The 26,600-nt window shown below is 56.0% G+C and carries 28 protein-coding genes and 1 tRNA gene; 10 read left to right on the top strand and 19 right to left on the bottom strand.

What is annotated here, in order from left to right; genetic code table 11:
* Window positions 1-180: 180 nt before the first annotated feature.
* The 3 genes from ACQY36_RS05645 to ACQY36_RS05635 are packed head-to-tail and all read right to left on the bottom strand — an operon-like array spanning window position 181 to window position 1,734.
* Entirely contained in the window at window positions 181-702 is a 522-nt protein-coding gene (locus tag ACQY36_RS05645; RefSeq protein ID WP_428057072.1) for a type IV pilin protein, read from the bottom strand.
* Between the two features lie 13 nt (window positions 703-715).
* Window positions 716-1,228: a type IV pilin protein gene (locus ACQY36_RS05640; protein ID WP_428057074.1), complete on the bottom strand. Its 513-nt coding sequence runs from the start codon at window positions 1,226-1,228 to the stop codon at window positions 716-718.
* 8 nt (window positions 1,229-1,236) lie between these two features.
* Window positions 1,237-1,734, bottom strand: coding sequence for a type IV pilin protein (locus ACQY36_RS05635; protein WP_428057076.1), 498 nt, complete (start codon window positions 1,732-1,734; stop codon window positions 1,237-1,239).
* A gap of 176 nt (window positions 1,735-1,910) precedes the next feature.
* Between ACQY36_RS05635 and ACQY36_RS05630 the strand changes: the two genes are divergently transcribed.
* Together ACQY36_RS05630 and ACQY36_RS05625 are read left to right on the top strand one after the other, a co-directional pair.
* The gene (locus ACQY36_RS05630) at window positions 1,911-3,014 is read left to right on the top strand and encodes a GMP reductase (RefSeq protein WP_428057078.1); all 1,104 of its coding nucleotides are present in this window, start codon (window positions 1,911-1,913) and stop codon (window positions 3,012-3,014) included.
* Window positions 3,015-3,472: 458 nt separating this feature from the next.
* The gene (locus ACQY36_RS05625; RefSeq protein ID WP_428057080.1) at window positions 3,473-3,889 is read left to right on the top strand and encodes an FKBP-type peptidyl-prolyl cis-trans isomerase; all 417 of its coding nucleotides are present in this window, start codon (window positions 3,473-3,475) and stop codon (window positions 3,887-3,889) included.
* 167 nt (window positions 3,890-4,056) lie between these two features.
* On the opposite strand, the gene ACQY36_RS05620 is transcribed toward ACQY36_RS05625, so the two are convergent.
* The 5 genes from ACQY36_RS05620 to ACQY36_RS05600 all read right to left on the bottom strand — a co-directional run bounded on the left by ACQY36_RS05620 (window position 4,057) and on the right by ACQY36_RS05600 (window position 8,404).
* Window positions 4,057-5,244 carry a hypothetical protein gene (locus ACQY36_RS05620; RefSeq protein WP_428078248.1) on the bottom strand — a complete coding sequence of 396 codons (1,188 nt, stop codon included), beginning with the start codon at window positions 5,242-5,244 and terminating at the stop codon, window positions 4,057-4,059.
* Between the two features lie 100 nt (window positions 5,245-5,344).
* On the bottom strand, window positions 5,345-6,451 hold the full coding sequence (locus ACQY36_RS05615) for a tetratricopeptide repeat protein (protein WP_428078246.1): 1,107 nt from the start codon (window positions 6,449-6,451) through the stop codon (window positions 5,345-5,347).
* Window positions 6,452-6,471: 20 nt separating this feature from the next.
* The gene (locus ACQY36_RS05610; protein WP_428078244.1) at window positions 6,472-6,837 is read right to left on the bottom strand and encodes a response regulator transcription factor; all 366 of its coding nucleotides are present in this window, start codon (window positions 6,835-6,837) and stop codon (window positions 6,472-6,474) included.
* Between the two features lie 2 nt (window positions 6,838-6,839).
* Window positions 6,840-7,355, bottom strand: a complete 516-nt coding sequence (locus ACQY36_RS05605; RefSeq protein ID WP_428057088.1) for a gamma carbonic anhydrase family protein — start codon at window positions 7,353-7,355, stop codon at window positions 6,840-6,842.
* Window positions 7,355-8,404: a lysylphosphatidylglycerol synthase transmembrane domain-containing protein gene (locus ACQY36_RS05600; RefSeq protein ID WP_428071429.1), complete on the bottom strand. Its 1,050-nt coding sequence runs from the start codon at window positions 8,402-8,404 to the stop codon at window positions 7,355-7,357. Before ACQY36_RS05600 ends, ACQY36_RS05605 begins: the two co-directional genes overlap by 1 nt.
* 119 nt (window positions 8,405-8,523) lie before the next feature.
* On the opposite strand from ACQY36_RS05600, the gene uvrA reads away from it, so the two are divergent.
* Window positions 8,524-11,505, top strand: a complete 2,982-nt coding sequence (gene uvrA, locus ACQY36_RS05595) for an excinuclease ABC subunit UvrA (protein ID WP_428078242.1) — start codon at window positions 8,524-8,526, stop codon at window positions 11,503-11,505.
* Between the two features lie 49 nt (window positions 11,506-11,554).
* On the opposite strand, the gene ACQY36_RS05590 is transcribed toward uvrA, so the two are convergent.
* Window positions 11,555-12,052, bottom strand: a complete 498-nt coding sequence (locus ACQY36_RS05590; RefSeq protein WP_428078241.1) for a type IV pilin protein — start codon at window positions 12,050-12,052, stop codon at window positions 11,555-11,557.
* A gap of 110 nt (window positions 12,053-12,162) precedes the next feature.
* Between ACQY36_RS05590 and ybaK the strand changes: the two genes are divergently transcribed.
* The 6 genes from ybaK to ACQY36_RS05560 all read left to right on the top strand — a co-directional run bounded on the left by ybaK (window position 12,163) and on the right by ACQY36_RS05560 (window position 17,163).
* Window positions 12,163-12,642, top strand: a complete 480-nt coding sequence (gene ybaK / locus ACQY36_RS05585; protein ID WP_428057096.1) for a Cys-tRNA(Pro) deacylase — start codon at window positions 12,163-12,165, stop codon at window positions 12,640-12,642.
* A gap of 108 nt (window positions 12,643-12,750) precedes the next feature.
* Window positions 12,751-13,581 (top strand): RDD family protein, encoded by an 831-nt coding sequence (locus tag ACQY36_RS05580; RefSeq protein ID WP_428078239.1) that lies wholly within the window; start codon window positions 12,751-12,753, stop codon window positions 13,579-13,581.
* 90 nt (window positions 13,582-13,671) lie between these two features.
* Entirely contained in the window at window positions 13,672-15,966 is a 2,295-nt protein-coding gene (locus tag ACQY36_RS05575) for an O-antigen ligase family protein (RefSeq protein ID WP_428078237.1), read from the top strand.
* A 64-nt stretch (window positions 15,967-16,030) separates the two neighbouring features.
* Window positions 16,031-16,103 (top strand) — tRNA-Thr (locus ACQY36_RS05570).
* Between the two features lie 294 nt (window positions 16,104-16,397).
* Window positions 16,398-16,532 carry a hypothetical protein gene (locus ACQY36_RS05565; RefSeq protein WP_428078236.1) on the top strand — a complete coding sequence of 45 codons (135 nt, stop codon included), beginning with the start codon at window positions 16,398-16,400 and terminating at the stop codon, window positions 16,530-16,532.
* A 121-nt stretch (window positions 16,533-16,653) separates the two neighbouring features.
* On the top strand, window positions 16,654-17,163 hold the full coding sequence (locus tag ACQY36_RS05560) for a type IV pilin protein (RefSeq protein ID WP_428078234.1): 510 nt from the start codon (window positions 16,654-16,656) through the stop codon (window positions 17,161-17,163).
* A gap of 159 nt (window positions 17,164-17,322) precedes the next feature.
* On the opposite strand, the gene ACQY36_RS05555 is transcribed toward ACQY36_RS05560, so the two are convergent.
* Genes ACQY36_RS05555 through ACQY36_RS05520 form a run of 8 tightly spaced genes read right to left on the bottom strand, consistent with a single transcriptional unit; the run spans window position 17,323 to window position 22,407 of the window.
* On the bottom strand, window positions 17,323-17,565 hold the full coding sequence (locus ACQY36_RS05555; protein WP_428078232.1) for a hypothetical protein: 243 nt from the start codon (window positions 17,563-17,565) through the stop codon (window positions 17,323-17,325).
* Entirely contained in the window at window positions 17,565-17,765 is a 201-nt protein-coding gene (locus ACQY36_RS05550; protein ID WP_428057108.1) for a hypothetical protein, read from the bottom strand. Before ACQY36_RS05550 ends, ACQY36_RS05555 begins: the two co-directional genes overlap by 1 nt.
* A gap of 12 nt (window positions 17,766-17,777) precedes the next feature.
* Window positions 17,778-17,999 carry a hypothetical protein gene (locus ACQY36_RS05545; protein WP_428057110.1) on the bottom strand — a complete coding sequence of 74 codons (222 nt, stop codon included), beginning with the start codon at window positions 17,997-17,999 and terminating at the stop codon, window positions 17,778-17,780.
* Window positions 17,996-18,340 carry a hypothetical protein gene (locus ACQY36_RS05540; protein WP_428078230.1) on the bottom strand — a complete coding sequence of 115 codons (345 nt, stop codon included), beginning with the start codon at window positions 18,338-18,340 and terminating at the stop codon, window positions 17,996-17,998. The genes ACQY36_RS05545 and ACQY36_RS05540 overlap by 4 nt, the downstream gene beginning before the upstream one ends.
* Window positions 18,337-19,983 carry a hypothetical protein gene (locus tag ACQY36_RS05535; protein WP_428078228.1) on the bottom strand — a complete coding sequence of 549 codons (1,647 nt, stop codon included), beginning with the start codon at window positions 19,981-19,983 and terminating at the stop codon, window positions 18,337-18,339. Before ACQY36_RS05535 ends, ACQY36_RS05540 begins: the two co-directional genes overlap by 4 nt.
* Before the next feature lie 11 nt (window positions 19,984-19,994).
* A complete protein-coding gene (locus tag ACQY36_RS05530) occupies window positions 19,995-21,428 on the bottom strand; it encodes a hypothetical protein (protein WP_428078226.1) in 1,434 nt (477 codons plus the stop codon).
* A 9-nt stretch (window positions 21,429-21,437) separates the two neighbouring features.
* Entirely contained in the window at window positions 21,438-21,923 is a 486-nt protein-coding gene (locus ACQY36_RS05525) for a hypothetical protein (protein ID WP_428057118.1), read from the bottom strand.
* A 1-nt stretch (window position 21,924) separates the two neighbouring features.
* Complete coding sequence (locus ACQY36_RS05520; RefSeq protein WP_428078224.1) at window positions 21,925-22,407, bottom strand: hypothetical protein; 483 nt, start codon at window positions 22,405-22,407, stop codon at window positions 21,925-21,927.
* Window positions 22,408-22,444: 37 nt separating this feature from the next.
* Between ACQY36_RS05520 and ACQY36_RS05515 the strand changes: the two genes are divergently transcribed.
* A complete protein-coding gene (locus tag ACQY36_RS05515; RefSeq protein WP_428078222.1) occupies window positions 22,445-23,215 on the top strand; it encodes a hypothetical protein in 771 nt (256 codons plus the stop codon).
* 64 nt (window positions 23,216-23,279) lie between these two features.
* Here the strand turns inward: ACQY36_RS05515 and ACQY36_RS05510 are convergent, their stop codons facing one another.
* On the bottom strand, window positions 23,280-25,889 hold the full coding sequence (locus ACQY36_RS05510) for a hypothetical protein (protein ID WP_428078220.1): 2,610 nt from the start codon (window positions 25,887-25,889) through the stop codon (window positions 23,280-23,282).
* Window positions 25,889-26,476 carry a hypothetical protein gene (locus ACQY36_RS05505; protein WP_428071966.1) on the bottom strand — a complete coding sequence of 196 codons (588 nt, stop codon included), beginning with the start codon at window positions 26,474-26,476 and terminating at the stop codon, window positions 25,889-25,891. The genes ACQY36_RS05510 and ACQY36_RS05505 overlap by 1 nt, the downstream gene beginning before the upstream one ends.
* Window positions 26,477-26,600 lie beyond the last annotated feature (124 nt).

The raw sequence follows: 26,600 nt of genomic DNA, 5'->3' as shown, positions 1-26,600 counted from the left end.
CAAGTAAAAACATTCTTCCGCCTTGAGGCGTTTTATAGACAGGGCTAAGACCTGCTTAAAAAGACAAAACGGACACAACTCCCAGACGGCACGCAGGGTTCGGGCCGGCACGCAGGGTAAAAAATCATACAAAAACCCGGCTCCTTAAACAGGGCCGGGTTTTTTCAAAATCAGACGGTTTTACAACGAACACCAGGCGGTGCCGGTGGAGTCCATACCGTAGGCCTCACACATACTTCCGCTGCACAGGAATTTTTCCCGGTCCGGGTCCGTTTCCAGTTCCCCCAGATACAAAAACGCCGTGCCCTTGTTGTCGCCTTTGCGGCGGACGGCGCAAACGCCGTTTGCCACCTCAGCCGAAGAGCCCGACACCGAGCCCGTGGGCAGCAGCGTATATTCAAAATCTTTGGTGTAAATCGTCGCACCCGTGCAGCGCGCAATACTCGCACCCGTGGTTGAATCAACGCAGGGGACGGAAATATCCAGATGCTCAAACCCGAACAAACCGCTGCTGTAATTTTCCTGATCCATATTATCCAGCGTACGCAGCTTGGATTCCAGCATTTTTTTCATCAAGGTGCGCGCCTCGGCCATGCGGGATTTTTCAACCGTCTTGTCGTACATCGGCACGGCCATGGTAACAAGCAGCGTTACAATCATCACCGCCACCAAAATTTCCACCAGTGTAAAGCCTTTTTTCATAATCGCTCCTTACTTAAAAACTGACGCCGCTGCGGGTGTCCAGGCCGAAAACGTCGCACGCGTCGGAACTGCCGGACGCTTCCTGACAATAGAGCTGCTGGGTATCACGGTCAAACAAAATAAGCGTATTTTGATAAGGGGACAGCCGTTTTTTAGCCGCCGCATACGGCACGTCGTCCGCGTAAACGGACGCTTTGTAAGTAAAATTTTTACATCGCAGTTCCGTCCCGCTGCTGACCAGCGAGCAGCCGGCGGGCAGGCTGGAAGAATCAAACATATCCATACGCGCAAACGAATAGCCGGTCTGACCTTTTCTGGCCACCAAATCCTCGTAAGAACGGTAACCGAACTCCCCCGCCAGCCGTTCGCTTGAATCATAAATGGTGCGCAGCATCGCCTGCGCTTCGGATACGTGCGCCTTCTCCACCACTTTTCTGTACTGCGGAAGTGCAACCGCCGATAAAATAGCCACAATCAGCACCACCGCCAACAACTCTACCAACGTAAAACCGTGTTTAATCGTCATATTCCCCCCTATATCTGCGTGGCCAGCTCTCGGCAGTAACCGTTGGACGGAGGCAGTGCAGACAAAATATTCAATTTCTCACAGGCATCCGCCCCCAACGAGCTGGGATAGCAACAACCTATATTGTCAGTACCGTTATACATTAATCCCACTCCCGAATAAATACCTCGCGTAAACCGTGCGCCTACCATATAAGCAGGCGCAATTGTATATGTAAAATTATCCGTATGCCACACCTGCCCGCTCCCCTTGCCTTTCATTTCAATATCCAATTTGCCAAAAGTTATATTGCTGCGGATCGAAGCAGGCATGACCCTGAACGAAGAGTATCCTCTTTCTACCGCCAGCCGTTCGCGCGCGTCGTAAATGGCGGGCAGCAGCTGCGTAGCTTCGGCCACGCGGGTGCGCTCTACGCTGCGGCGGTACTGCGGCAAAGCCACGGCGGTCAAAATACCCATAATAAGCACTACCGCCAGCAATTCAATTAAGGTAAACCCTTTTTTCATAAAAACTCCGTTAAAGAAAGTATAGTTTTTTTCCGTCCCATTACAATACCCATTATAGCTAAAAATCCACTTTCCTGCAAAAGCATTCCCGCCCGGCAAACGGAGAGCAAATTTTGTATTATATAAGATGTTTGACCGGCCCACAAATCCGCCGGCCAAAGACCCGGGAGAAAACTATGAGAATTTACGACGATATCCAACTGGATTACTGCGACGTGCTGCTGCGCCCCAAACGCTCGGCCCTCGCTTCCCGTTCCGAAGTAGTGGTGGAACGCGAATATACCTTTAAATGGTGCCCCCGCACGCTTACCGCCACGGGCATCACGGCGGCCAATATGGCCACCACCGGCACGTTTGAAATCGCGCGCGAAATGCAAAAACTGCGCCTGATGAGCGCCCTGCACAAACATTATACGGCCGAAGAACTCATCGCCTTTTTAACGGAAAACGCCAAAGAATTCGGCGGCAACGATTTGGTTTTCATCAGTTCCGGCGTGTCGGACGCGGACTTTGAAAAACTCCAAAAAGTGATGGACACCCGCCTGGCCGGCAATATCTGCGTGGACGTGGCCAACGGCTATTCCCCCTATCTGATTAATTACATCCGCAAAGTGCGCGCCGCCTGGCCGGACGCTTTGATTATGGCCGGCAACGTAGTAACCGGCGATATGTGCGAAGACTTGATTTTAAACGGCGCGGACATTGTAAAAGTAGGCATCGGCCCCGGCTCGGTCTGCACGACGCGCAAACTGACCGGCGTGGGCCGGCCGCAGTTTTCCACCGTTATTGAATGCGCCGACGCCGCGCACGGCGTAGGCGGCATGATTTGCGCCGACGGCGGCTGCACCGTGCCCGGAGACGTGTGCAAAAGCCTCTGCGCCGGAGCGGACTTTGTGATGCTGGGCGGCATGCTGGCCGGCCATACGGAAAGCGGCGGCGAAATGTGCGCGCGTTCGTTCCAAACGGGCGAAGTGGAAATGATTGACGACAAAACCTGCGCTATGCGCATTGAAGAAAAACAATACAAAAAATTCTACGGTATGAGCTCCGAATACGCGCAGGACAAACACTACGGCGGTATGAAGAAATACCGCGCCAGCGAAGGCAAAGTGGTGGAAATCCCGTTCCGCGGGCCAATTGAACCGACCCTCTTGGCCATTCTGGGCGGCATCCGCAGCTGTATGACGTACATCGGCGCCAAACGCTTAAAAGATATGCCCAAATGCGCCACGTTCTACCGCGTCAACCGCCAGTTAAACACCATCTTCGGCAACGAATAACATTCCCGCCGTTCCGTGCGCCGCGCCTTGTTACGGGGCGCGGCCTTTTTTTGCCCGCCGGGGTGTACAGCGGCCGCTCAACCCGCCGCGCCGGCGGGAGGAACGGCGGCGACTAATCCTTTTTTTAGCTTGAGAAATACCGGCCAAAAAGCCATACTGTTTATAGCTGGACATCGGTTAACCTTTACGGTACGGCGCATTGCCGGAAAAGCCGCCGTATATCGGACCGACGGGGGAAGGTCCTATACGGGTTTTACCCCCCAGCCAACATGTTGGCCACCCCCGCTCTTAACCGGGCGGGGGATTTTTATTTTTTTGGCGCGGAAGCGACCAAAACCCCAAGCGCGCCGCGCGGCGCATAACGCGCGGGAAAACAATATTTTTTCGCCTCGCGCAATAGAAAACTGTTACAATATAACATATAACGCCCAGGACCACTGCGGCAAAAGGAGACGAATATGATTAAAGAAGGTTCCAAAGTCAAATTTGACTACACCCTTACGGTTGACGGCAAAACCGCCGACACTTCCGCAGGCCGCGGCCCCCTGGAATACGTACACGGCGCGGGGCACATTATCCCCGGCTTGGAAGAAGAACTGCTCGGCATGAAAGTGGGCGACAAGAAAACCGTTAAAGTCGCGCCCGAAAAAGGCTACGGCAAAGTGCTGGAAGAAGCCATCCGCCGCGTACCGAAAGAAGCCATCGGCGGAGCCGAAAACCTGAAAGTGGGCGATATGGTGGGCGCCAGCAACGAAGGGCACACCTTCCGCGCCGTCGTGAAAGAAATTACCGACAAAGAAGTGGTGCTGGATTTCAACCATCCGCTCGCCGGCAAAGAACTGACCTTTGACGTGGAAATCAAAGAAATCAACTAATTTGAATGTTTCACCCAAAAGCCCCGGGCCTGCGCCCGGGGCTTTTTAAATGTGCTGCCGGCTTATTGCGCCGGGGCTGGCGCCCCAGGCAGCGGACCGCCGCCGGCAGATAAAGCTAAAAACCCGCCCCGGCCGTTTAAAGCCGGGGCGGGTTACAAATATACTTACTAAATAGCTAACTCAGGGGTACTGGGCTGAAACGGAAGCGGATTGCTGGAGCCTCCCGCATCTTTCCAGCTGGAGCAGGTTACTTCCGTGCCTGCGGAACAGTCACTCATTTCCCCGCACATGGCATATTGAAACACATACAGCGTGCGGCAGCTGCCGGGGCCGTACATATAGGTACTGTCGTAGCAAGACTGCCCTTTAAGCGAATTGGAAATAAAATACTTTTTGCCCGGCGTACACGAGTTACATTCCGAACCCAGAGAACAACCCGAGGGCAGAGTCATTTCGTAGCCGTTTGACCGAAACGCCTCCTGAGCACTGACATCGGCATAATAGCCGACGAAGAAACCTGCGTTACGTAAACGAATATCGTTACACTCATATGAGATACCACTTGAATTAGGTGAACCTGGAGGATAGCAAATACCGTCGTTTGCCGCACCGCGGGACACATCCAGCGTACCGCAGTATAACGCTTTAGTCAGGCATGTTTTCATGGTGCTCCGGCAAGTGTTAAGCGTCAAATATTTGCAGGAATCATAATTCCACGTATACTTGATACTGCCCGTTTGGCCGGAGGGACACGTTTCGGTATATGTTTCCTGTCCGTTATGGGTGGGTTCGCACTTGGAGACCTCTCCGGGGTTGCCGCATACCAGATACACTTCTTCCGCTTTTTTGAGTTTTACTTTCTGCCACGACACCTGCGGCGCGCCAGAGGCACCCGTCGCCGCGCAGGAAGGAAATTTCTCCCCGCCGGATTTCATATGCGACGCAAACAATTTCAGTTCGTCCACCGTCATATCATTGGATTCTAAGCTGTAACCGTTGTTTAACGTGCCGATACGCAGGTTTGCAGCGAAATCTATATTCGCCTCTCCAGAGCCGCTCCCCAGCGTTACGTTCGTGCTCTTCACGGCGGCCGCCGTGTTTAAATCTAATTTTCCCCGGTTCAGGTTCACAGCAGTAGCCTGCAACGGGCGCGTTCCCAATGCGCCGGATTCCGCACAGCCCAGGTTCATTTCGCAGGCGGACGTTAAACCTACGTCCATCTGCTTTTGGGCGTTAATCTTGCTGTACGCCACATACGGCACCGGGAAGTACGTTACCATTTTCATGGTGGAGTCGGCCAATCCCGCCGACGGAAACACCGCCAAAGCGGCGCCCAGAATAAATAATTTTTTCATAAAGCCCTCTGTCAGTTAAATTATCCGGCAAACCCGACACCTGCCTGCTACTATATAATATAAAGTAAATTATGCCAAAAATCAACCGGGAAAAATTATTTTACGTATAGCTTTCCAAATACGTGTGCAGCCCTTCCGCACGCGCCTGCGATACGCCCGCGTCGTAAAGTTCTTCGGCCTCCTCCGTGCGGCCCAGCGCATAGAGCACCTGGGCGAGCGCAAGCTTGGTAAGAATCTGGCCGCGGGTTTCGTCCGAATTGTCAAACAGCGCGCGGGCCTGCTGCAAATCTTCCAGGGCGGCGGCCATTTTATTTTTGCGTTTTAAAATATCCGCGCGGCCCCATTTTACAAAGCCGAGGTCCACCGTGTCGTTAATGGCGCTGTAGAGCTTGTCGGCCACGTTGTAGTGGCGCAGGGCCTCGTCGTACTTGCCCTGCTGGCGCAGGCCGTTGGCCATGCCGCAGTTGGTATACGCTTTGCCGAACACGTCTTCGCTTTTGCGGAAAATCTTTTCGGCCAGTTTATAGTATTTCACGCAGTCGTCAATTTTCCCGCAGATGCGGCTGATGCCCGCCAGGCCGCAGCAGCCGTAGGCCAGGCTGATGTCGTCCCCGGCTTTTTTGGCCAGCGAAACGGCTTTTTTAAACTGGGCGATGCCTTCTTCAAAATGGCCCTGGAGGCGGAAAATCCCCCCTTTGGCCCAATGGATAAAGCTCATTCCGGCAAAATCCTTCAGCTGGGTGTAGGCGGCCAGCACCGCGTCCAGCAAATCCAGCGCTTCTTCCAGCCGGCCCCAGGCGCGCAGGGCCATGCCCATTTCCTGCATGGCGCGCACGATAAATTCGTCGTACTCCAATTCCCGGGCCATTTTTAAAGCGTCTTCCGCCAGTTCGTACGCGGCGGCCGAATGGCCCAGCGTGCGGTAGCAGGCCGCCATGGCGAGCAAAGCGTCCATACGCGTTTCGGCGTCTTCGGCGGTCTGCAGGGTTTTGGCGTAGCTTTTTAAAGCGTCTTCAAACGAACCCAGCTGGCGTTGGGCCTCGCCGGTTAAAAACCAGGCGGCCGCGTCTTTGGCGCGCGCGGCGGAAAGTTTTTCAAGCGCGTCCGACGGGCGGCCCGCGTCCAGCAAGGCTTCCAGCGCGGCATAGTCCAGTTTTACCGCGCGTTTGGCGGCGGTGCGTTGCACTTTCTTTTTGGTTGCGGCCATATGGTTTCCCCCTTGGAAAATTACAGTTTTAACAGCTTTTTGATTTCAGCCAGCGTAGAAGCCAAATCGTACGGCTTCGGAATAAAATAGTCCGCGCCCGCTTCCGTCGCGCGGTCGCGCGACTCCGGGTCCGACAGCGTGGACATAATCACCACCGGAATGCGCCAGGTGACGTTGTCAGTCTTTAACAGTTTGCAAACGTCAAATCCGCTGAGTTTGGGCAACATTAAATCAAGCAGGATTAAATCGGGCTTTACCTGTTTGGCAAGCGCCACGCCCGCCACGCCGTTTTCGGCCCAGTGCACGTCAATCCCTTCCACTTTCAGCGCGCCCGAAAGCGCGCCGCCGAGCACTTTGGAATCTTCAATCAGCACCACTTTTTTCATGGTTATATCTCTTCGCAATGGTCTTTATAGAGGCGGATGGAGTCCGCGTATTCGCGCGCGTTGCGGATGACGGCGTTTACTTCGTCTTCTTCCAATTTGCGCACGATTTTGGCCGGCACGCCCATCACCAGCGAGCCCGCCGGGATGTTTTTCCCCGCCGGAACCACCGCGCCCGCGCCGATAATGCAGTTGGGGCCCACTTCGCTTTCCATCACCACGGCGTTCATGCCGATCAGGCAGTTGTCGCCGATTTTGCTTCCGTGCACCACGGCCCCGTGGCCCACGCTCACCCCGCGCCCGATCAGGCACGGCGCGCCGTAATTGACGTGCACGCAGGCGTTTTCCTGAATGTTGGAATTTTCCCCCACGGAAATGGAGGCGATGTCCCCCCGCAGCACGGCGCACGGCCAGACGGACACGTTTTCCCCCAATGTAACGCCGCCGATAATTACGGCGGTTTTATGCACGTAGCAGCTGGGGCGCACGTCGGGCACCAGCTCGTTAATACGCTCTTTCATCAGGAAACTCCTTTAGGTAATTTGGGCTTGCGCGAAGACGGCGAAGACGAAAGCTGAAGCCCCCAGTAAATAAAAATGCTGATAATGCCCGGAATCACGTAATACACCACGCGGTAGATGAGCGTGGCCATCAGGGCGGCGTCCCAGTCAATGCCCATTTGGGCGTAAACGGCCGTCATCGCCAGTTCCATGGCGCCCAGGCCGCCGGGCAAAATCGGAATCAGCGTGGTAACCATGCCGACGGCAAACCCCGCCACCAGCACCCCCGCCGTAATGTGAATGCCCACCGCGCGGAAAGCGAAATAGAGCACAAAAATCGTAAAAAGCCAGTCCCCGCAGACGTAGACGATGGTCATCGTCAGCTTGTTTTTCTTTTTATGGATAAGGTCAATCCCTTCGTCCAGCTGGTCCATAAAATTGTCGTACTTGCCTTTGGGAATCAGCGCGCGGAACACGTGAAAAAGCACCTTGTTCATCAGCCGGAAAATCTTGCGCAGCCAGCGCGAGCGCCATTCGTTGTTAAACAGAAACGCGGTAATCACCACGCACACGGCACACATCACGACAATGAGCGAAAAGTTTTTGAGGAGCTGCATCGTCGTGGCCGAGGAATTAAACAGCATCAGCACCGAACCCTGCAAAATAATTATGGCCAGCACGAAATACAACAAAACGGTAATCACGATGCTTGCCGTTACGCAGGTGCCAAACGGCACGCGGCGGCGGTTTAACAAATGCGCGCGCAGGGCAAACCCGCTTACCCCCAGCGAAGAAACCACATAATTCACCGTGGTGGACACCAGCGCAATGCCGATGGCCGCGCTTTTGCTTATGCGCCGGCCCATAATGCGCAGCACCTCGTAGAGGCTTAGGCCCATGGACACATAAATCAGCACGGAAGAAAAAAGGGAAAGAAAAAGATACTTGGTGCGCACGCCCTGCCAGATTTTGACAAAGCTGTCTTTGGCCTGGTATACCATAAAAGCGATAAGGCCGAGGGAAAGAAGAATGCCCAGCGTATAGAGCAGGTATTTTAACGGTTTTTTCAAGCGTACGCTCCGGGATAATGATATGTATAAATTATATAATTTATTTAGGGGAAAAAGACACGCGATTCGGAACCGGCTTCCGCCTCGCTCCCGTTTTTGGATGATAAAGGATTTTGTATATGAAAAGCATTAAAGTAATCGGCGCGAAAGGGCACAATTTAAAAAACGTTACGGTGGAACTGCCCAAAGACAAAATGGTGGTGGTAACGGGGCTGTCCGGCTCCGGCAAAAGCTCGCTGGCGTTTGACACCATTTACGCCGAAGGCCAGCGCCGCTACGTGGAAAGTATGTCCGCCTATGCGCGGCAGTTTTTGGAACTGATGGAAAAACCGGACGTGGAGCATATTGAAGGGCTCTCGCCCGCCATTTCCATTGAACAGCGCAACCCGTCTAAAAATCCGCGTTCCACGGTGGCCACCGTTACCGAAATTTACGACTACCTGCGCCTGCTGTTCGCCCGCGTGGGGCACCGCTTCTGCCCCGAATGCGGCCGCGAAGTGCAGTCCTGGAGCGTACAGGGCATCGCGCAGGACATTTTAAAAAAGTTTGACGGCAAGACCGTTTATATTCTCTCGCCCGTCATCCGGGGCCGCGCGGGCACGTACGAGGAATTGTTCGCCAAGTTTAAAAAAGAAGGCTACGTCAAAGCGCGCGTAAACGGCACGGTGATTTCGCTGGACCAGACGCCCGCGCTGGAACGCTATAAAAAGCATACCATTGAACTCGTAACGGATGAAATTTACGTGGAAGAATTTGACCGCGAACGCCTGGTGGAAAGCCTGGAGGCCGCGTTGAAATACGCCAAGGGCCTCGTGCACGTGCTGGAAACCGAAGGCGAAAAACCGCTTGATTTTACTTACAGCGAAAGCAACGCCTGCGCGCACTGCGGCATCGGGTTTTCGGAGCTGGAGCCGCGCCTGTTTTCGTTCAACTCGCCTTACGGCGCGTGCCCGGAATGCAACGGCCTGGGGCTTAAAATTGAAGTGGCCGAAGACCTCGTGGTGCCGGACCCGGCCCTATCCATTAACGAAGGCGCCATCGCCGCGTGGGACAACCCCGTCACCACGCGCACCCACCGCTGGAAAAACTCCTGGAGCGGGTATTATTACGATATTTTAAAACAAGTCTGCCGCCAGAACAAAATCAATATGAACACGCCGTGGAACAAGCTGCCCAAAGCCCAGCGGGACCTGATTTTGTACGGCGCCGGCGGGGCGAGCTATACGTCGCTCATCTCCGGCGGCGAGCAGGATTTTGAGGGCGTGATTACCAACCTAAAACGCCGCTACCAGGAAAGCGAAAGCGACTTTGTAAAAGAAGAAGTCTACACCCGTTTTATGCGCGAAGTAACCTGCCCCACCTGCAAAGGCATGCGCTTAAAACCCGAGGCCCTGGCCGTGCGCGTGGACGGCAAAAACATCCACGATATTACGGCCATGCAGGTGTCCGCCGCCAAAGCGTTTTTCAATGCCATCCAATTAAGCGACAAGGAACAAATCATCGCCAAAGACGTACTCAAAGAAATCCGCGCGCGGCTGGATTTTTTAAACAGCGTGGGCCTTTCCTACTTAACGCTGGAACGCAAAAGCCAGACGCTTTCCGGCGGCGAAGCCCAGCGCATCCACTTGGCCACGCAAATCGGCTCCGGCCTGACCGGCGTGCTGTACGTGCTGGACGAACCCACCATCGGGCTTCACTCGCGCGACAACGACCGCCTGATTGAAACCTTAAAAAACCTGCGGGATTTGGACAACACCCTCATCATCGTGGAACACGATAAGGACACGATTCTCGCGTCCGACTATGTGGTGGAACTCGGCCCGGCGGCCGGCGAACACGGCGGCCAAATTGTGGCCGCGGAGCCGACGGCGGACTTTTTGCGCGACGAAAAATCCCTCACCGCTTCGTACTTAAACGGACGGCGGATGATTCTGCCGCGCGAAGAACTGCGCAAAGGAAACGGCAAGTATTTGGAAATTATCGGCGCGAAACAGTTTAACTTAAAAAACATTGACGTTAAATTCCCGCTCGGCAAATTCATCTGCGTAACGGGCGTGTCCGGCTCGGGCAAGTCCACGCTCATCCACCAGATTTTGTACAAAGCCCTCGCGCAAAAGTTCTACGGCGCCAAAGACGCCCCGGGCAAACACAAAGAAATCAAAGGTTTAGCCAACATTGATAAAGTGATTATCGTGGACCAGAGCCCGATAGGCAAAACGCCGCGCTCCAACCCGGCCACGTATACGGGCGTGTTTTCGCACATCCGCGATTTGTTCGCCGAAATGCCCGAAGCCAAACGCCGCGGCTACAAGCCGGGCCGCTTCTCCTTTAACGTAAAGGGCGGACGCTGCGAAAAATGCCAGGGCGACGGAATTTTAAAAATCCAGATGCAGTTCCTGCCGGACATCTACGTCAAATGCGAAGAGTGCGACGGCAAACGCTTTAACGAGGACACGTTGCAGGTAAAATTCAAAGGCAAGAACATCGCCGAAGTGTTGGAAATGAGCGTATCCCAGGCGCTGGAATTTTTTGACAGCATCCCCAAAATCAAACGCTACTTAAAAACGCTGAACGACGTGGGCCTGGGTTACATCAAGCTCGGGCAGGCGGCCACCACGCTTTCCGGCGGCGAAGCCCAGCGCGTAAAACTGGCGGATGAACTTTCCCGCAAGGGGACGGGCAAAACGCTCTATATTCTGGACGAGCCCACCACCGGCCTGCACTTTGCCGATATTGACAAACTGCTCCACGTGCTCCACGGCCTGGCGGACAAAGGCAACACCGTGCTGATTATTGAGCACAACCTGGACGTTATCAAAACCGCCGACTGGCTGATTGACCTCGGCCCCGAAGGCGGCGACAAAGGCGGCACCATTGTAGCCGCGGGCACGCCCCGGCAGGTGGCGGCGTGCAAGGCTTCCTATACCGGGCGGTATTTAAAGCCGGAGCTGGACGCGGTGGACGAGTTCCTGCAAAAACACCCGGAACAGAAACTCCACGCGCCCAAAGCGGCCGCCGTTAAAAAGACCGCCCCGGAGGCGAAATCCAAAGCCCCCTCAAAGACTAAAAAGAAAACGGTTAAAACAAAAAAGGCCCTCTAAAAAGAGGGCCTTTTTACAAAAATCATCCATACCGCCGGAGGGCTATGTGTTAAATGGGGTTTCCGTTCCCCTTAAACAGTTTGCACCATTTGTCGCTTTCATAACATACGATGGAATGAGCAGACCCCTCGCAGGTTTCGTATTCCAGCAGATAACGTCTGTCCAAATCATCGAAACTGCTGGGTATGCCGTCCACGCGGGCGGCAATTACATTGCCTATACTAGAGGGGCAGCTATCGCCCAAGGATATTCCGTTGCTGACATAACACCAGTGTTTATTGCAGCACACTTCTTCATCACCGGTAGTGCCGCAGGAAAGTCCTTTTAATTCCGCGCCCATACTCTCAAAGGTGCGGGTGTCGCAGTCATCATCCTGCGCCAGCACGCACAACTGCTGCTGTTGGTTCAAATACCGCAGCATCTGCACCGCTTCCGCCGCGCGGGATTTTTCCACCGCTTTTTCATACTGCGGAAGCGCCACCGCCGACAAAATACCGATGATAAGCACCACTACCAATAATTCAATTAAAGTAAAACCTTTGTTCATACAGCCTCCCGTGCGGAAATGCCGCTTTAAGCACTTTATCAAAAAAAAAAACAAATCAACCCTTTAAGGCCTCTTCCCAAAAATTCTATAATAAGCATAAGGAAGACCCGATGAAAAACAAAATCCACAAAACCAACGCCGCACGCCTGTTAGACGAGCTTGCCGTTTCCTACGAACTCATCCCGTACGAAGTGGATGAAGAAAATTTAAGCGCGCTTCACGTGGCCCAAACCTTGGGCCAAAACGTGGAACAGGTGTACAAAACGCTCGTACTGCGCGGAGACAAAACCGGGTTCTTCGTGTGCGTTATTCCGGGCGGGGCGGAGCTGGATATGAAGGCCGCCGCACGGGCCAGCGGCAACAAATCCTGCGAAATGCTGCACGTAAAAGAACTTATGCCCGTTACGGGGTATGTGCGCGGCGGGTGCTCGCCTTTGGGAATGAAAAAGCATTTCCCCACCTTCATACACGAAGACGCCGTCCTATGGGACTATATTTACGTAAGCGCCGGCCAGCGCGGCCTGCAAATTAAAATTGCCCCGGCGGATTTACTTAAAGCCGCCCAGGCCCAAGACGTTAAACTCTGCTGAGCGCACCTCTTAATTAATCCGAAATCCCGCTTGCCATTTTTTTCCAAAACGCTATACTATATAAGTAGACTGTCCGGGCTCGTCCCGGCAACACAGGGGGACTTGTTTATGTATGCAAGCGTATGGAAACGTTTCTTTGCATTTTTGATTGACGCGGCAGTGTTTGCGATATTGTTCTGGGTACTGGCCCAGACGATGAACAACGCTTCCGTTTCGCTGGTGCTGTTGGTTATCATCTGGCTGTATTACGCGCTTTTGGAAAGCTCGCCGCTCCAGGCCAGTTTGGGCAAAATCATCATGGGCATTAAAGTGGTGGACCGCCGCGGCCGCCGCCTGACGTTCTGGCAGGCCACGGAACGTATTTTTTCCAAGATTGTTACCAACGTAACCTTTTACTTCGGCTTTTTTATCGCGGCGTTTGACAAGAAAAAACGCACCCTGCACGACCGCATCAGCCACAGCGCGGTCATCGCGAAAAACGCGGAATTTGACCCCGAAGCCGAGGACGACGCCGAGGAAGCCGCCTCGCTTACGTTTATTACCGTAGTATCCGTTGCGCTGGCGGTAACGTTTGTTATGCTGATGCTTCTTATGGTGGCCCTGCCGCAATATCAGCGCACGGAACGCCACGTACAGCTCTCGCGCGTGCTGACCGCGCTGGATTACGCCGCGCGCACCCAGCTTAAAGACGCTGAAAAACCCGGCGCGGACCCGCGCGTGTGGCTAAGAGACTATAAAAAATGCCAGAAAATCAGCCCCGAAAAACTCTCCTGCGACGGGTTTGAACTCCTGCTTGAGCCCGGCGGCGTAAAAGCCAGCGCACGCACGCACACGATGGACATCCTGTATACGCTCTTCTATCCGTTTGACGGCGGCCCGGTGGAGTGTAATGCGCTCAGCAAACAGGGCGCGGAAATCTGCTCCGCCTTAAACAATTAACCAAAACCCCGCCCCGGCGGGGTTTTTTATGCCGCCGCGCCCCCGTGCAAAAGCTGGCGGGGTTCAGGCTAAAATTGTTAAGATGTACATATGTCCGCCAAACACCTTTCGGCCAAAAAACTTCCTGCGCAAAAAACGGCCCGGCCGGCCGCTTTTGCGGTTTTTATACGCAATATTCTGCCCGTCGTAACCGGGTGGCTGTGCCTGCTGGTAAGCATATCGTTTTTCACCGCCACCTATGACACCGCCCAGGTAAAACTGACGCTTCTGCACAACGGGGCCGTCGTACTGCTGGCCTTGTGGGCCGCGCTGAAACTGGCGGAGCGGAAAAACCCTTTCACCCGCGCCAACCTGCCCTGGCTCCTGCCGTTTTTTGTATACATCGGGTGGAACGCCCTGTCCTTTGCGTTTCTGCCCTATAAGATGGAAGCCGCCGAAGAATTTATCCGCCTGCTGATGTACGGCGGCATTACCCTGTTAATCGCGTGCGAATTCCGCGCGCAGGACGTGCGGACGCTTACCAAATTTATCATCGCCGCCGCCTGGATTTCCTTCGCCTATGCGGCCCTGCAGATTATAGACGGCTTCTTCCCGGGCGCGGACTTTATGCCCTGGCGCGGCTTTTTTACGCGCCGCGTATTTTCCACCCACGCCAATCCCAACTTTTTTGGCGCGTTCGTCATTTTCGCTTCCTGCGTGGCGGGCGCGCAATACCTGCTGACGCGCAAAAAATCTTTGCTGGTGCTCTTGGGCCTGGGGCTGGCCGCGCTGTTCTTTACCGAGAGTAAAGGCGCCTGGGTGGCGTATGCGGCGGCGCTTGCGTGTTTGGCCGGGCTCTACACCAATTTCCTCGCGCCGGACGCCGCGCGAAAACACCTTAAAAAAATTAATATCGCGGCGGGATGCTTTGTGCTTATCGCCCTGGTGCTGGCCGGGGTGTACGCGGCCAAGCGTTTTCAGTCGGTCAGCTTCCGCGCCTACACCTGGCTCTCCGCCGTGGAAATGGTGCAGGACGCGCCCGTGATGGGCACCGGGCCCGGCAGTTTTAAAATCATCTATCCCGCCTACCGCCGTCCGCAGATTTTTTATATTGAAAACTCCCATAACACCGAAACCCAGCACGCCGAAAACGAATACCTGGAACAATGGGCCACCACGGGCACCGTGGGCCTGGCGGTGTTTTTATGGATGATTGTATTTGTGCTGGTCTGCGCGGCGCGCAACTTAAAACGCGGCGCGCAATCCGCCGAGCGCACGCCGGCCTTACAAGAACGCAGCTGGTATTTGCTGGGGTACACCGGCGCCTTCTTCGGTCTCCTGGCGCACGCGTTTGTGGACATCAGCCTGCGCTTTGCTTCCAGCGGGCTTTTCTTTGCGGTCTTTATGGGCGTGATTATCGCTTTATGCAAAGAGCCGGACGATACGGACGCCGTCGGGGCGGAGCTTCCCGCCTCCGCCGCGTGGCTGACTGCCGGCGCGCGGGTGCTGTTGTTAGGCGGTTTGTTATACGCCGCCTGGCGCGTGGCGGCGCAATTTTCCGAAGTGACGGGCGCGCTGGCGGCCGCGACGTTTGGCGAAGGGGCGTTAATCGCCTGCTCGTGGGCGGTACTGCTTTTCTGCGTGCTGGGCGTGATGTATGTATATGTGCGCGCGGCGTTTTTAAGCCGCCGGGCAATAGTCGGTTTTGTACTGTTCGCGTCCCTGCCGCTGTTATGTTTTTTCTACGGATTTTTTCAGGCCAACCACTACTACAGCCTGGGCGTAAGCTTAACCGGCAAGAATAACCCGGAAGGCGCCGTCGGCTACTTTACCAAAGCGGTTGCGTTAAACCCGTTTCAGACGGAATACCGCCAGTTCCGCGCCAATGTGTTCGCCGCCACGATGAATTTAACCAAAACCTTCTCCCCTGCCCGGGGCGATAAAGACGCGCCGTCCGACGATTACGAGCGCGCACTCAAGGATTTTTCCGTCGTATTAAAACGCGCGCCCAACCACGCGCTGCTGCACCAAAACATCGGCCAGCTGTATTACGCGATGGCCGTGCGCCAGGCGCAGGGCGCCCAGCAGGCGCCAAACGCGGCGGAATACGAACGCTTCAGCCAAAACGCGCGCGACAATATGGCCCAGGCCAAACGCGCGTTTGAACGCTCGCTCACCGTGGACCCGGTAAATGAATCCACCTATTTATTTTTAATCAGCATTGCGCTGATGGAGCGAAACCCGGAGCGCGCCCAATACTGGATTGACGCCTACCGCCGGGGCCCCGCAGGCGTAACCGAACCTGAATTTTTGCAAAGACACCAAAACAATCCGCGCGTGGACGCGGCGCAGCGGCAGGTGGAGCAATTACGTTCTTCCGTCTTAAAAAATACCGCGAAAAAATAGTTTGGGTAGCAAAATCCGCGCTTTTTTTGTAAAATATATTTACCAACGATTTAGATGCAGTAACGCCAAGATAGCTCAGCTGGTAGAGCAACCGCTTCGTAAGCGGTAGGTCGGGGGTTCGATCCCCCCTCTTGGCTTAAATTTTAAAACCCCGCACTCTGCGGGGTTTTTTATTTAAGCAAGAGAAGCGGGCAAACTGCTTTGCCTGCGTGGGGGAGCGAAAGGCGGAGCGATGTTTTTGTTTGCGCCTGCAAGTGCGCAAGGCAAAAACCGCGAGCCCGGACTGCAGGCGTTTCCCGTCAGGGAAACGACCGGAAGGAGATCCCCCCTCTTGGCTTAAATTTAAAACCCCGCACATCGCGGGGTTTTTTATTTAGGCAAGAGAAGCAGGCAAACTGCTTTGCCTGCGTGGGGGAGCGAAAGGCGGAGCGATGTTTTTGTTTGCGCCTGCAAGTGCGCAAGGCAAAAACCGGAAAGACGCCCGGTTTGCCGAAAAAGCCGAGGCCGTGCTTTTCGGCATTATTCTTGTCCAGGCCGTTTCCGCGCTGTTATTTCCCAAAGATTAATTGCGTCTCTCCCGCGCCGCCGGCGGCCGTAAAAACACATATGCAAGCGTATTGTTTTATAAAACTTTTTTGCTATACTATTGATAGGCGCGCACGCGCATTTTAATTAAGGGAGATAGATATGAACAAAGGTTTTACGTTGATTGAATTGTTAGTGGTAGTGCTGATTATCGGCATCTTGTCCGCCGTGGCCCTGCCCCAATATACGACGGCCGTGGAAAAAGCCCGCTCCGCCGAAGCGCTTACGCTGATGAGCTCCATCCGCTACGCCGCGGAAAGATACCGCCTGCAAAAAGACGCCTGGCCCGCTTCGTTCAACGTGCTGGATGTGGAAATCCCCAAAGTGCCGGGCAGCACCACCAACTACGGCGGAAAAAATTTCACCGTCACCACCGGCTCCCCCAGCGGCACCACCGGCTCCACTTTTGTTATCACCGCCGTACGCAGCGTAAATAAAGACAAATACGCCCTTAAAACCGTTATGACCGAAGCCGCCGACGGCACCATCACCGCCGTACGCTGCTGCGGCATCAGCACCGATACGAGCACCAGCTGCGGCACGCTGGCCTCCGGCTCCGGCGCGGAAAAATACTGCAGCGCCATTACAAGCGGTAAAAACTCCGACTTCTAAAAGAATCTGTAAACAACAAAAAAGACCCCGGGCATTAGTCCGGGGTCTTTTTTGCGTGTGCAGCGTTACGGCAGAGACAAACGCCCGCAGGCGGCTTCCAGCGCGGCGACGGCGCGCTGGTTGCGCGGATTGAGCGACACAAGCGCCCGGTCGCTCAAATCAAAGCGCACGCGGCACAGCGCCGCGCGGCTGTTTATCCGCGCGGGAGCGCAGGAGTACAGCCAGCTCATCATCGGACAAATCAGCCAAACGGGCCATAATCTGTTCCATTTCCTCACGTTCTTTTTCCTCCCGCGCCGCGTATTTTAAGCGTTCGTCCTGCCGGGCGGAACGCCCGGCAAGCGCACACAGCGCCCATACGCCCGCCGCCGCCAGGCATCCGCCCGCCAGCGCGCGCCACATTATTTCGCCTTCCCGACGAAAGAACCGTCCGGGTTGACTAAAGACAAAGCCGCCAGCACGGAAATCACTTTCGCCAGCACGGCGTCGTCTTTTTGCGTGGGGGTCAGTTTTACAATCACGGTCGCCACCCCCACCGTACCGCCGATAACGGCCAGAATATCCTGCCAGTGCTCGCCGCACCAGGCAATTAGTTGGGTCATAACTCCTCCTTGTTAATGCTTGGCGACGTTAAGCAAAATGACTTTAATGCTTTTTACGTCGTCCGCAATCATATCCAGTTTCACGTCCGAACGGGCCAAACGCCCTTCGTGTTCGGATACTTTCTTTTCCAAATTATCCACGCGCGGCGGCAAGGCGTACAGGGTAAAAAACCAAAACCCTACGGCCAATACCGCGCCGCCCGCGTACAGCCAGTCTTTCAGGCGGGCCATCATTCCCCTCCCCCGGCGCGAAGCGGCTGGGCGGCCGTTTCAATTTCCCGCACGCGCCCGAGCAGCTGCGCGTCCACTTCCTGCCCCGCCGCATGCGCCAGCAAAAGGGCCGTTCTCACGGGGCGCGGCAGATTATATTTGCTTTCCAGCTCGGCCACGGTCCTGCGCGCAAGCGTCTGCTGCGGGACGGCCGGGCACCGGCTTTTTAAATACCGTTTTCCGTCATATCCGTAAACGATTTCTTCATCCGTCGCCAGCGTCAGCCCCAGCGCTTTTGCGGCGCGGGCGCCGTTCGTGCTCCGCCCGACGGTGCCGTCCGCCAATAATTCATAATAATTCATCATATATTCGCTCCTTGGTCATAAACAAACCGGTTGACCGACAGCGTCAGCGCCACGGTATCGGTGTGAACAGTGGTTACCTGTCCTTGTTTCACGGGCACGCAAAACGAAACGATATTGGTAACGCTGCAGCCGTAACCGCCGCAGAGCACGCCGTCCACATTATAAAAAGTGGAATTGCCCGAACCGGTATATCCCTGTACGCAGATATATCCGTTGGCGGGCGCGGTGAACGTGCGCGGCGTGGTGTCTATGGCCGGGAAAATACCCTCTATATACGTTTCGGACGCCTTGGACAAAGCGCTCACGGCGGTTTTGGCGGAGCCGGAGATATTCGCCAAGTCCGTATCGGCCTTGGCCGTAAACGCGCCCAACAGCTGCGCCGCGTCCGCCACACTCTGCGGCACCGCCGTATGATAAACGCATACCCACGGATAGAGCGTGGTATGCGCAGGCGTTACGGCATCGGAACGGCCGTAAACCGCGCTGGAACGGGAAGCGTCAAAATCGTGCTTCCACAAAAAAATCTCTTCCCCGCCCTTGGCCGCCGCGCCGCCGCTCCCTTCCGTGCGGCACGCGCCGGACGCGTTTACATATGCATCCGCCAAACCGCCGTATGTCGTCCCCATCATTTTGGCGGTGATATTGGGCAGCCCTTCCTGCGCTTGCGTAATGCCGTCCGTCTCATTCGCGTTTTTTACGTACCGGGTCAGTTTCGGAAGCCGCAGGGAACCGGCCGCTTCGTCGGCTACATAAAAGGGGCATTCACCGTATTGCTCCAGGCGCGCGTCGTAGTCGGCTTTCGTGGTGCATAATTCGGTATGTTCTTTTACCCAGGCATAAAAATCCGGGTACAGGCTGGACGCGGTGGCATAATAGGCCCCCGTCCACAGCGGCAAAGAACCGGGATTGTCCGCCAGCGCTTTGCTCTGCGACCAATACACCTCCCCCATGCATTTGCCGATGGAGCCTTCCGCATAGCGGCGCGCCGTTTCGACCTGGGCCTCCGCTTCGTTTACGCAGGCCTGGGCGTCGGCGATAATTTCCGCCCCGTTCTGCGCCAGCGTTTCACAGCCAGCCGTTACCGCGGAAGCAATGCTTTGCAGCGCGGCGTCGGCGGTCTGCTGGGCGGCGGAGGCCCCGGCCTGCGCCTGGCGCGCCGCGTCGGCGGCTTGGGAAGAAGCCACGACCGCGTCTTCTTTAGCCGCCAGGATGTTTTTTAAAAAATTTTCCGTTTCCAAATCCTCTTCCTTGGAAGAGACGGGATATTTAATGCTGCGGTCCACCTTTTCGCCCAGCTCCTGCACCAGCATGGTCAGTTTGTCATAGCCTTCTTCCAGCACTTCCGCGTCCAGCTCGCCCTGGCGCAAAAGATCAATTTCCTGCGTCAGCGGCGTACGGCGAAGCACCGTCAGCTTCCAGTCCGCCCCCAGCGGGCTCTTGCCGCTTTCGGGCGTCGGATACGTAAGCGTATGGGTCATCGGGTCAACGGTGAAATCCGTGAAGATTTCCTCCTCCGCGCCCTGCGGCGACGTCAAATACACGCCCAGGTTATCCGCGGCGATAAGCGGGAAATCCACATCCCACTGGCGCGTAACGCCGTTGCCTTGGTAAATACGTTTTGTAACTTGCATTGAAACAGTCATAGTCGGTTCTCCTAAAAATCAAGCAGCGATTTAACGCGCTCCAGCGCGGCCAGCCGCTCCTGCGTCCCGTCGGCGGACGTAAGCACCGCGTGTTTGACGCGTTCCGCATCCTCCTGGGACAGGCCTTTCTTCTCCCGCCACAAGTCTATGCCCCGGCACAGAAACCCGGCATCCGGGTCCGGCCGGCCGCCCTCGCGCAAATGGCGGGCGGCTTCCAGCGCGAAATAATCGCGCGCGGAAATCCGTCCTTTGGCGAATGCGCGGGCATTGTCCTTTTCTCCGGCGGAAAAATACAAACGGTTAAAGGTTTGCGGGTCCGAAACCGCGCCGGAAGCGGAAAACAATTCCCGCGCCGCCCGGCGGGCCAGCGGCAGTTCGGCGGGCTGCAGGGCCTGCTGGGCGGTCAGCAGCCGCTGGGCTTCCTCTCCGTCCGTCGCAGACGCGAGCGAACGGTACACCTGCGCCTGTTTGACGTGGGCGTCCGCGCGGGACGCCGCCCCCAAAGCCCGCAGGGCGGAAAGCGCGGTTTCTTTCATTTCACCGTCTTTTTCGGTTTCCAGCCGCTCCCGCGCCCAACTTTCGCGCGCCTGCGGCGTGCCGTCCGTCTGCAGGGCGGACTGCCGCCACAAATCCCGCGCGCGGGAAGAAGCCGCTGAAAAGCGGATTTTCTGCGCGCATTCTTCACGCACCGCTTCCGGCAGTTCCCGCGCGTAGCGGCCGAATACGGCCTGCGCGGCGGCCCGGTTGCCGGCGGCCAGCTGCCGGCGCACGCATTCGGCGGCGGTCTGCGCGCGGACGGAAGCCGTCTGCAAACGCGCTTCGGCCTGCGGCGCGCCGTTTTCCGCCAGCCGCTGTTCGTATGCGGGCAGCTGGGCGGACAAATACGCTTCCAGCGCCTGGGGCGTGGGAGCCAGCGCCCCTACGCCGCGCACCAGTTTTTCTTCCTGCGACGCACGTCGGGCGCGTTCCCGGTCAACGGCGGATTTTTCTTCTTCCCGCGCGGCGGCGCGCAGCATCATATAGTCGCGCGCGGCAGGCGTTTCGGCGTCCGCTTCGCTAAAGCGCGACGCGGCAAACTCATCCAGCGACGCCGATGCCAGCGTACCCTTTTCATTTACTTCCGAACGCACCGCATCCAGCAGTTCCGTACGGATTTGTAAATTCTCATCCGGCGAGAAAGCCGGCGCTTCAAACGGGAGTGCTTCCGCCTGCGAAGTTTTTGAATCCGCCGTCTTTTTAGGCTGGTCGGATGCTTGCCCGTCGCCTTCTTTGTTTCCTTTTTTCTTCTTTTTCTCCAGGTAATCCAGCGCGTCTTTGCTTAAACGCCCGAACTCCTGCAGCGTGTTTTCATACGCCGCCGGAATACGCTGGGGCGCGCCCGACGTCAGCTGTACGCCCGGCGCGCGGTAGCGTTCCTGTCTTTGGTAAGTGGGAATAATAGGCATGGTGTTCTCCTAACTAAACAACGCCAGCACATTGCTGCCGAGCTTCCAAAACGAGCCCCGGTTCTTGGACGCACGGCGGTATTGCGAGGCCGTTTCGTTCAAATTATAAATGCGCTCGGCGGCGGCGATGTCGTTTTCGTACAGCGCGTCGTCCAGCGATTCCTGCAGGGCTTCTTCGTCCAATAAGGCGTTAAAGCGGCTGTTTTTAAGCATCGTCTGCACGGTGGCGGAGCGGGACGTCAGCCCCGAAGCGGCCAGCGCCGTTTTCTGCTCGCCGGCGGTCTGGCGGTAATTTTCGTATATTTCTTTGTTGCGTTCGGCGGCGGATTTAAACAAATACGTCGCCTGGCGGCGCGAGGCTTCGGCGGCGTACTGCGCCTGACGGTCTGCGTCGCGGGCCAGGGAATCGTAATAGTCCGTTTCGGCTTTGCGGTCCCCCAGCAGGGAAGCGGCCGACGAAACCAGCCGTCCTCCCGTTTCAAATATTCCTCCCATATTACTTCCTCCTGAATGTGAAGCCTAAAAAACGCGCGGAAGGCGTGTCGTAAAACGTCCCGTCAAAGCTTCCGCCCAGCCGGCGGATAAAACGCAGTGCGGCCGCGTAACGCCCGTCGGCAAAATTGTACAGTTCCGGATATTCGGCCAGCATCCGCCCGAGCAGTATGCGCGCAACGCGCACAAACGTTTTGGGTATTTTCTCCACGCTTTTTCCCGAGAGCAGCCACACGCACGCCCGGCGGCCCAGCCAGGTACCCGGCGACAGGCCGAACACGGCGGCCACTTCGCCCTTGAACTCCAGCGTAAAACAACGGGCGGAACGGTCAAAAAATTCCCCCATCAGTTCACCCGCCTCCCGCCCCGGGTGCGAAGCCGCCAGCTCCGCCCGGTCCTCCGGGCGCAGTACGGCCGCCAGGCGCGCGCAGTCCTGCCGGGCGGACTTTCGCAAAATAATTTGATTTTTCTGGTACAATATATTCATAATTAAAAAGAGAAAATCATAAACCAAGGAGATTTATATGACCTTTCTTATCATCATGCTGCTCTTGATTTTAGTGGCCATTTACGCAGTATTCTTCCTGCTGTTTAAAGTGGTCTGGATGATTTTAAAGAAAAATACAAACAAATGGCCGCTTATTTTGGCGGGCGTCAGCACGGTATTGTTTCTGGTGGTGTTCGGCGGGGCGGCCGCCTGGGGCGCGTATAAAGTGGTTTCCCCGTTCCGCGGCATCATCAGCCGTATATCCGAAGATAAAGCCCCCGAATACGGCGAGCGCGTGTATACGGACCCGGTTTACCGCTTTGAGGTGGACGTATACGACGGGATGGATTTTTCCGAATGGATGCACTTTGACGATGTGGACGTGAAACTGGGCATTGACACGAATGCGTTTAAAAAAGACAATGCGGGCAAAAGCTACGAAGGCCCCATCACGTTCGCCGGCCTCATCCGCCAGACGGATGTGGATGACGGGCACCCGCTGGAAGATTTGCGCGGGGCGCTGGCCGCCGGCCTGCAAAGAAGACAGCTGGATATCACCGAAGAAGAAGAGCTGACCGTAGACGGACGCCCGGCGATTTACGTTTCCGGCACGGCTTACGGCAACCGCGGCGAAAGCGCGCCTTTCTGGCTGACGGCCGCGTATGACAACTACGGCCAGGTGTTCTACGTTATTACCTTTACCGTAGGCGAAGGGGCGGACGGCAACGCCGAAAAAACCGCCCGCAGCCTGCGCTTTGTATCCGGCCCCGCGCTCACGCAAGCGGCTCCGGCGGATACAAACCGGTAATAAAACGCTTTTTTCCGGGGGCTTCCCTATTGGGAAGCCCCCTTTTTGTCGGCGGATAAACGCGCTATACCACGCGGCTGATAAACGCCAGCAGGGTAACGGGAAGCGGCTCGGTTTGTTTAAACACAACCGAAGGCACCAGCGAATGCGCGCCGGAGAGAGTCAGCACGTAGTCGCCCGTTTTAAGCGCGATGGGCGTATTGAAATTTTCGGTGCTGCGCTGGATAATTTCATCCATCCGCCCGGACTCCGTCCCCACCTTTCCGCCCCGGCTGTCCAGCATTTTAACGGTTACCGACACCAGCCTGCGCCGCCTGTCCTGCACGGTTCCGTCCGCGCGCTCAAACTCGGCGGGCAGCGTTTGCAGTTCGGCTTCGTACGAAAGCCCGGCGTGTACGCAGGTCATCGGGCGCGGCAGGGTGATTTTTCCGTCCTTTACTGTAAGCCCCGCCAGCGGGCTGCCGTCCGCCAGCGCCCCGACTTCCATTCCCTCCAGGTGGGAAAGGCCCGTCATCTCCGAAAAAGCCGTCTCACTCTTGCGCGACACGGCGCAATCCAAAAACAACTGGTCTTCGGGTTCTTTGCTGGCCAGCCGCTGGACCAAACGCTCAATAAAATACTTTCCGCCGCGCTCCACCGCGAACCAGACTTCATCGTAACCCCGGTTGGGGATGGAGCAGACGCTTCTAAAACTTCCCTGCGTTTCGTGATGCGTCCACGCGCAGACGTTTTGCTCCACCAAATACGTCAGCGTCAGCAGGCGGCCGTCGTCCAGTACGCACCAAAGCAAATTGTCCGGTTCCTGCTGGTAGCACACTTCGCGTATTTCGCGGTTGAAAAACAGGTGTTTGGCGTAGAGGGTGAGGTCGTTGCTGGTGTAGGAAGCGGAATTGTAATCGTAATAAAAATCCCGCAATACGCCGCCGCGCGCCTGCACGTAGAGGGCTTTGTTGCCCACCATCACGGGGGCGGTGCGGCTGGCGCCGCGTTCGCTCTGCTGCTGGATCTGGATATTGTACGGCGTCAATGCGCCGGTGCTGGATATCGTCCATTCGCTCCCGGCGGTAAACACCAGCAGTTTATTGGACACGGCCACGGAATGAATGGCGTTTAACTTTTTGCCCGAAAGATTAACGCTGATGGAGTCGGAATCTTCCAATGTGCCGCGGGCGTGGCCGAAATCGGCATATGCGCCGGTTTTGGAAAACCACACCGTCTGCGCTTCGGCGCGCGTGCCGGCCAGGCCCAGGCGGTCCTGGTAAAAGAACACGCACGAAGGATAGCCCGAGGCGGGGCTGAACGAGCCTTCCGCCCACTCGCTGGTCCACTCTTCCAGCCCGAAGGGCCGCTCCACCTGCACAATTACTTTCCGCTCGTTTACAAAATCGCTGACGATTACCACGCCTTCCTGCCAAAACGCGTCGGCCTGCAGCTCATACCCGAGCTCCCCGGTAATGCCCAGCGCCCGGATGCGCAAACAATACATATTGGCGCCGGCTTCCAGCTGGCCGAACGTATTGAAATTTTGGTCTCCGGCCGTACGCGACAAGTATTTTATCTTCTCCCAGGTTTCGCCCAAATCTTCGGACGCTTCCACCACCACCTGCCCCGTCCACTCGCCGGTGGTGCGCAGTTTCCAGTCGCCCCCGGTTTTAATGAACGAGGAGGTCTGCTCGTACCCCAGCGTGCCCGAAGCATACTGGCTTTCCACCTTATGGCTCAGCGAAAAACGCCCGCCGACGTGGCCTGGTTTAAAACAGTCAAAATCACTTTCCAGCTGGTATTGGTTCTCGCCCACCGGGATTTGCTGGCCTTTGTTGGAGCCGCCGGAAAGCGTCTGCACCACGGACACCTGGGGCACGCCGCCCAGCCCGTACTGGTAATTAATCACCAGCTGGGAGCCGTTCCAGTCGCCCCCGGTGTCCTGCGGGGAAACGATTTTAATCAGCCCGCCCAGGTTATAGGCCATCAGCCCCTGCGCGGCAAAATACTTGTTAAAATCGCTGACCATAAGCCCGATGTCAAACCCGAAATTCGGCCCCACAAAGAACAAAAACCCGTTAAAATACGCCAGCACCGAAAGGTTGGGATAAATCACCGGCAGAAACGTAAGCGTTGCGCTCACGCCGACGGATTCCTGCGTCTCTTGGTACTGGCTGGCGCGGAGCTGTTTCTTCTCGTCCTCATTAGCCAGCATAAAAGGGCCGTACTTAATCGGCACGTCGGCAAACACAAACGAACCGCGGTCCACGCGGGTGAGCTGTTTGGGCGGATACTGCGGATGGGTTAAAAAAAGCGTTTGGTCGTATTGGGTGTAATTGAGGTATCCCACGTCATACGCTTCATAGGGGGTTTCAATTTCGTACGGGCTCCCGTCCGCCGCAAACAACTGCCCGCCGGAAGTATATACCCGCAGGTAATGCTCCCCCATTTCCAGCACGTAGGCTTCGTCTTCGCTCAGCACAAACGGAATGACCCGGCAGGCTTTGCCGGCTTCTTTCGCCTCGCCCATAAACAGGGTGCCCGGGCGGTTGGACGCGCCGCCCTGCGGGTGCACGTAGAAGTTTCGGGCCGTTTTGACCCAGGAACCGTAGGCCGCGCTGTCTACGCGGCCATGCAGGGAAGGGCTGATTTCGCCGCCCGCAAAGGACGGCTGTAATTGGTGGATGGGCATTAGCGCACCTCGGTAAACGCGTCGGACGAGTCGGCGCGGCAGAAGTTTTCCGTCATATTGCTGCGGCGCGCTTCATCCAGGCTCAGCGTGTATTTTTGCAGGATTTGGGCCGCCAGCTGGCTGTCTCCCGTCAGCGCGACGGCCAAGTCGCAGGCCAGCGCCAGGGAAAAGGATTTTACAAAAGCCGCATCAAACAGGTTTTCATCCAAAATCCGGCGGGTGTATTCGGCATAGGCCCGGGGGCAGTCTACCGCCAGCACACGGCTGTGCAGGTCCGTGCGGAAGACTTCGCGGAATTTAAGCGCTTCTCCCCGGCCGTCGCGGCTGAACACGCGGCGGACAAACAGCGCTTCCGCGGGATACTTATAGATATAGCGGCCGGGGTTCTGGTTATCCGTTTCAATCAGGGCCAGGGGTTCTTCCGCCCCCGCAAAAGCCCAGTTATGGGTGCGCAGGACCTCATCGCGCACCGGATCATAAAACAAATTCAGCCGGCGCGCTTTTTCATCATCCTGTTCTAAAGATGATATAGGAGCCTGCCCCAACTGCGCCAATGCCAAATTGCAAATGGTAATTTTAGATATCATTTTTTCTCCTATTTTTATTTATACTTATATTTTAAGTATTTTTATTTTTAATACTATTTTAACAAAGCCAAAATCGCATACTATTTTGCATATTATCTATAAATCATCTCGGATTAATGTTGAT

Source organism: Candidatus Avelusimicrobium alvi, from assembly GCF_958451995.1.
Classification (GTDB): domain Bacteria; phylum Elusimicrobiota; class Elusimicrobia; order Elusimicrobiales; family Elusimicrobiaceae; genus Avelusimicrobium; species Avelusimicrobium alvi.
This window is presented reverse-complemented; position numbering and strand designations above follow the sequence as displayed.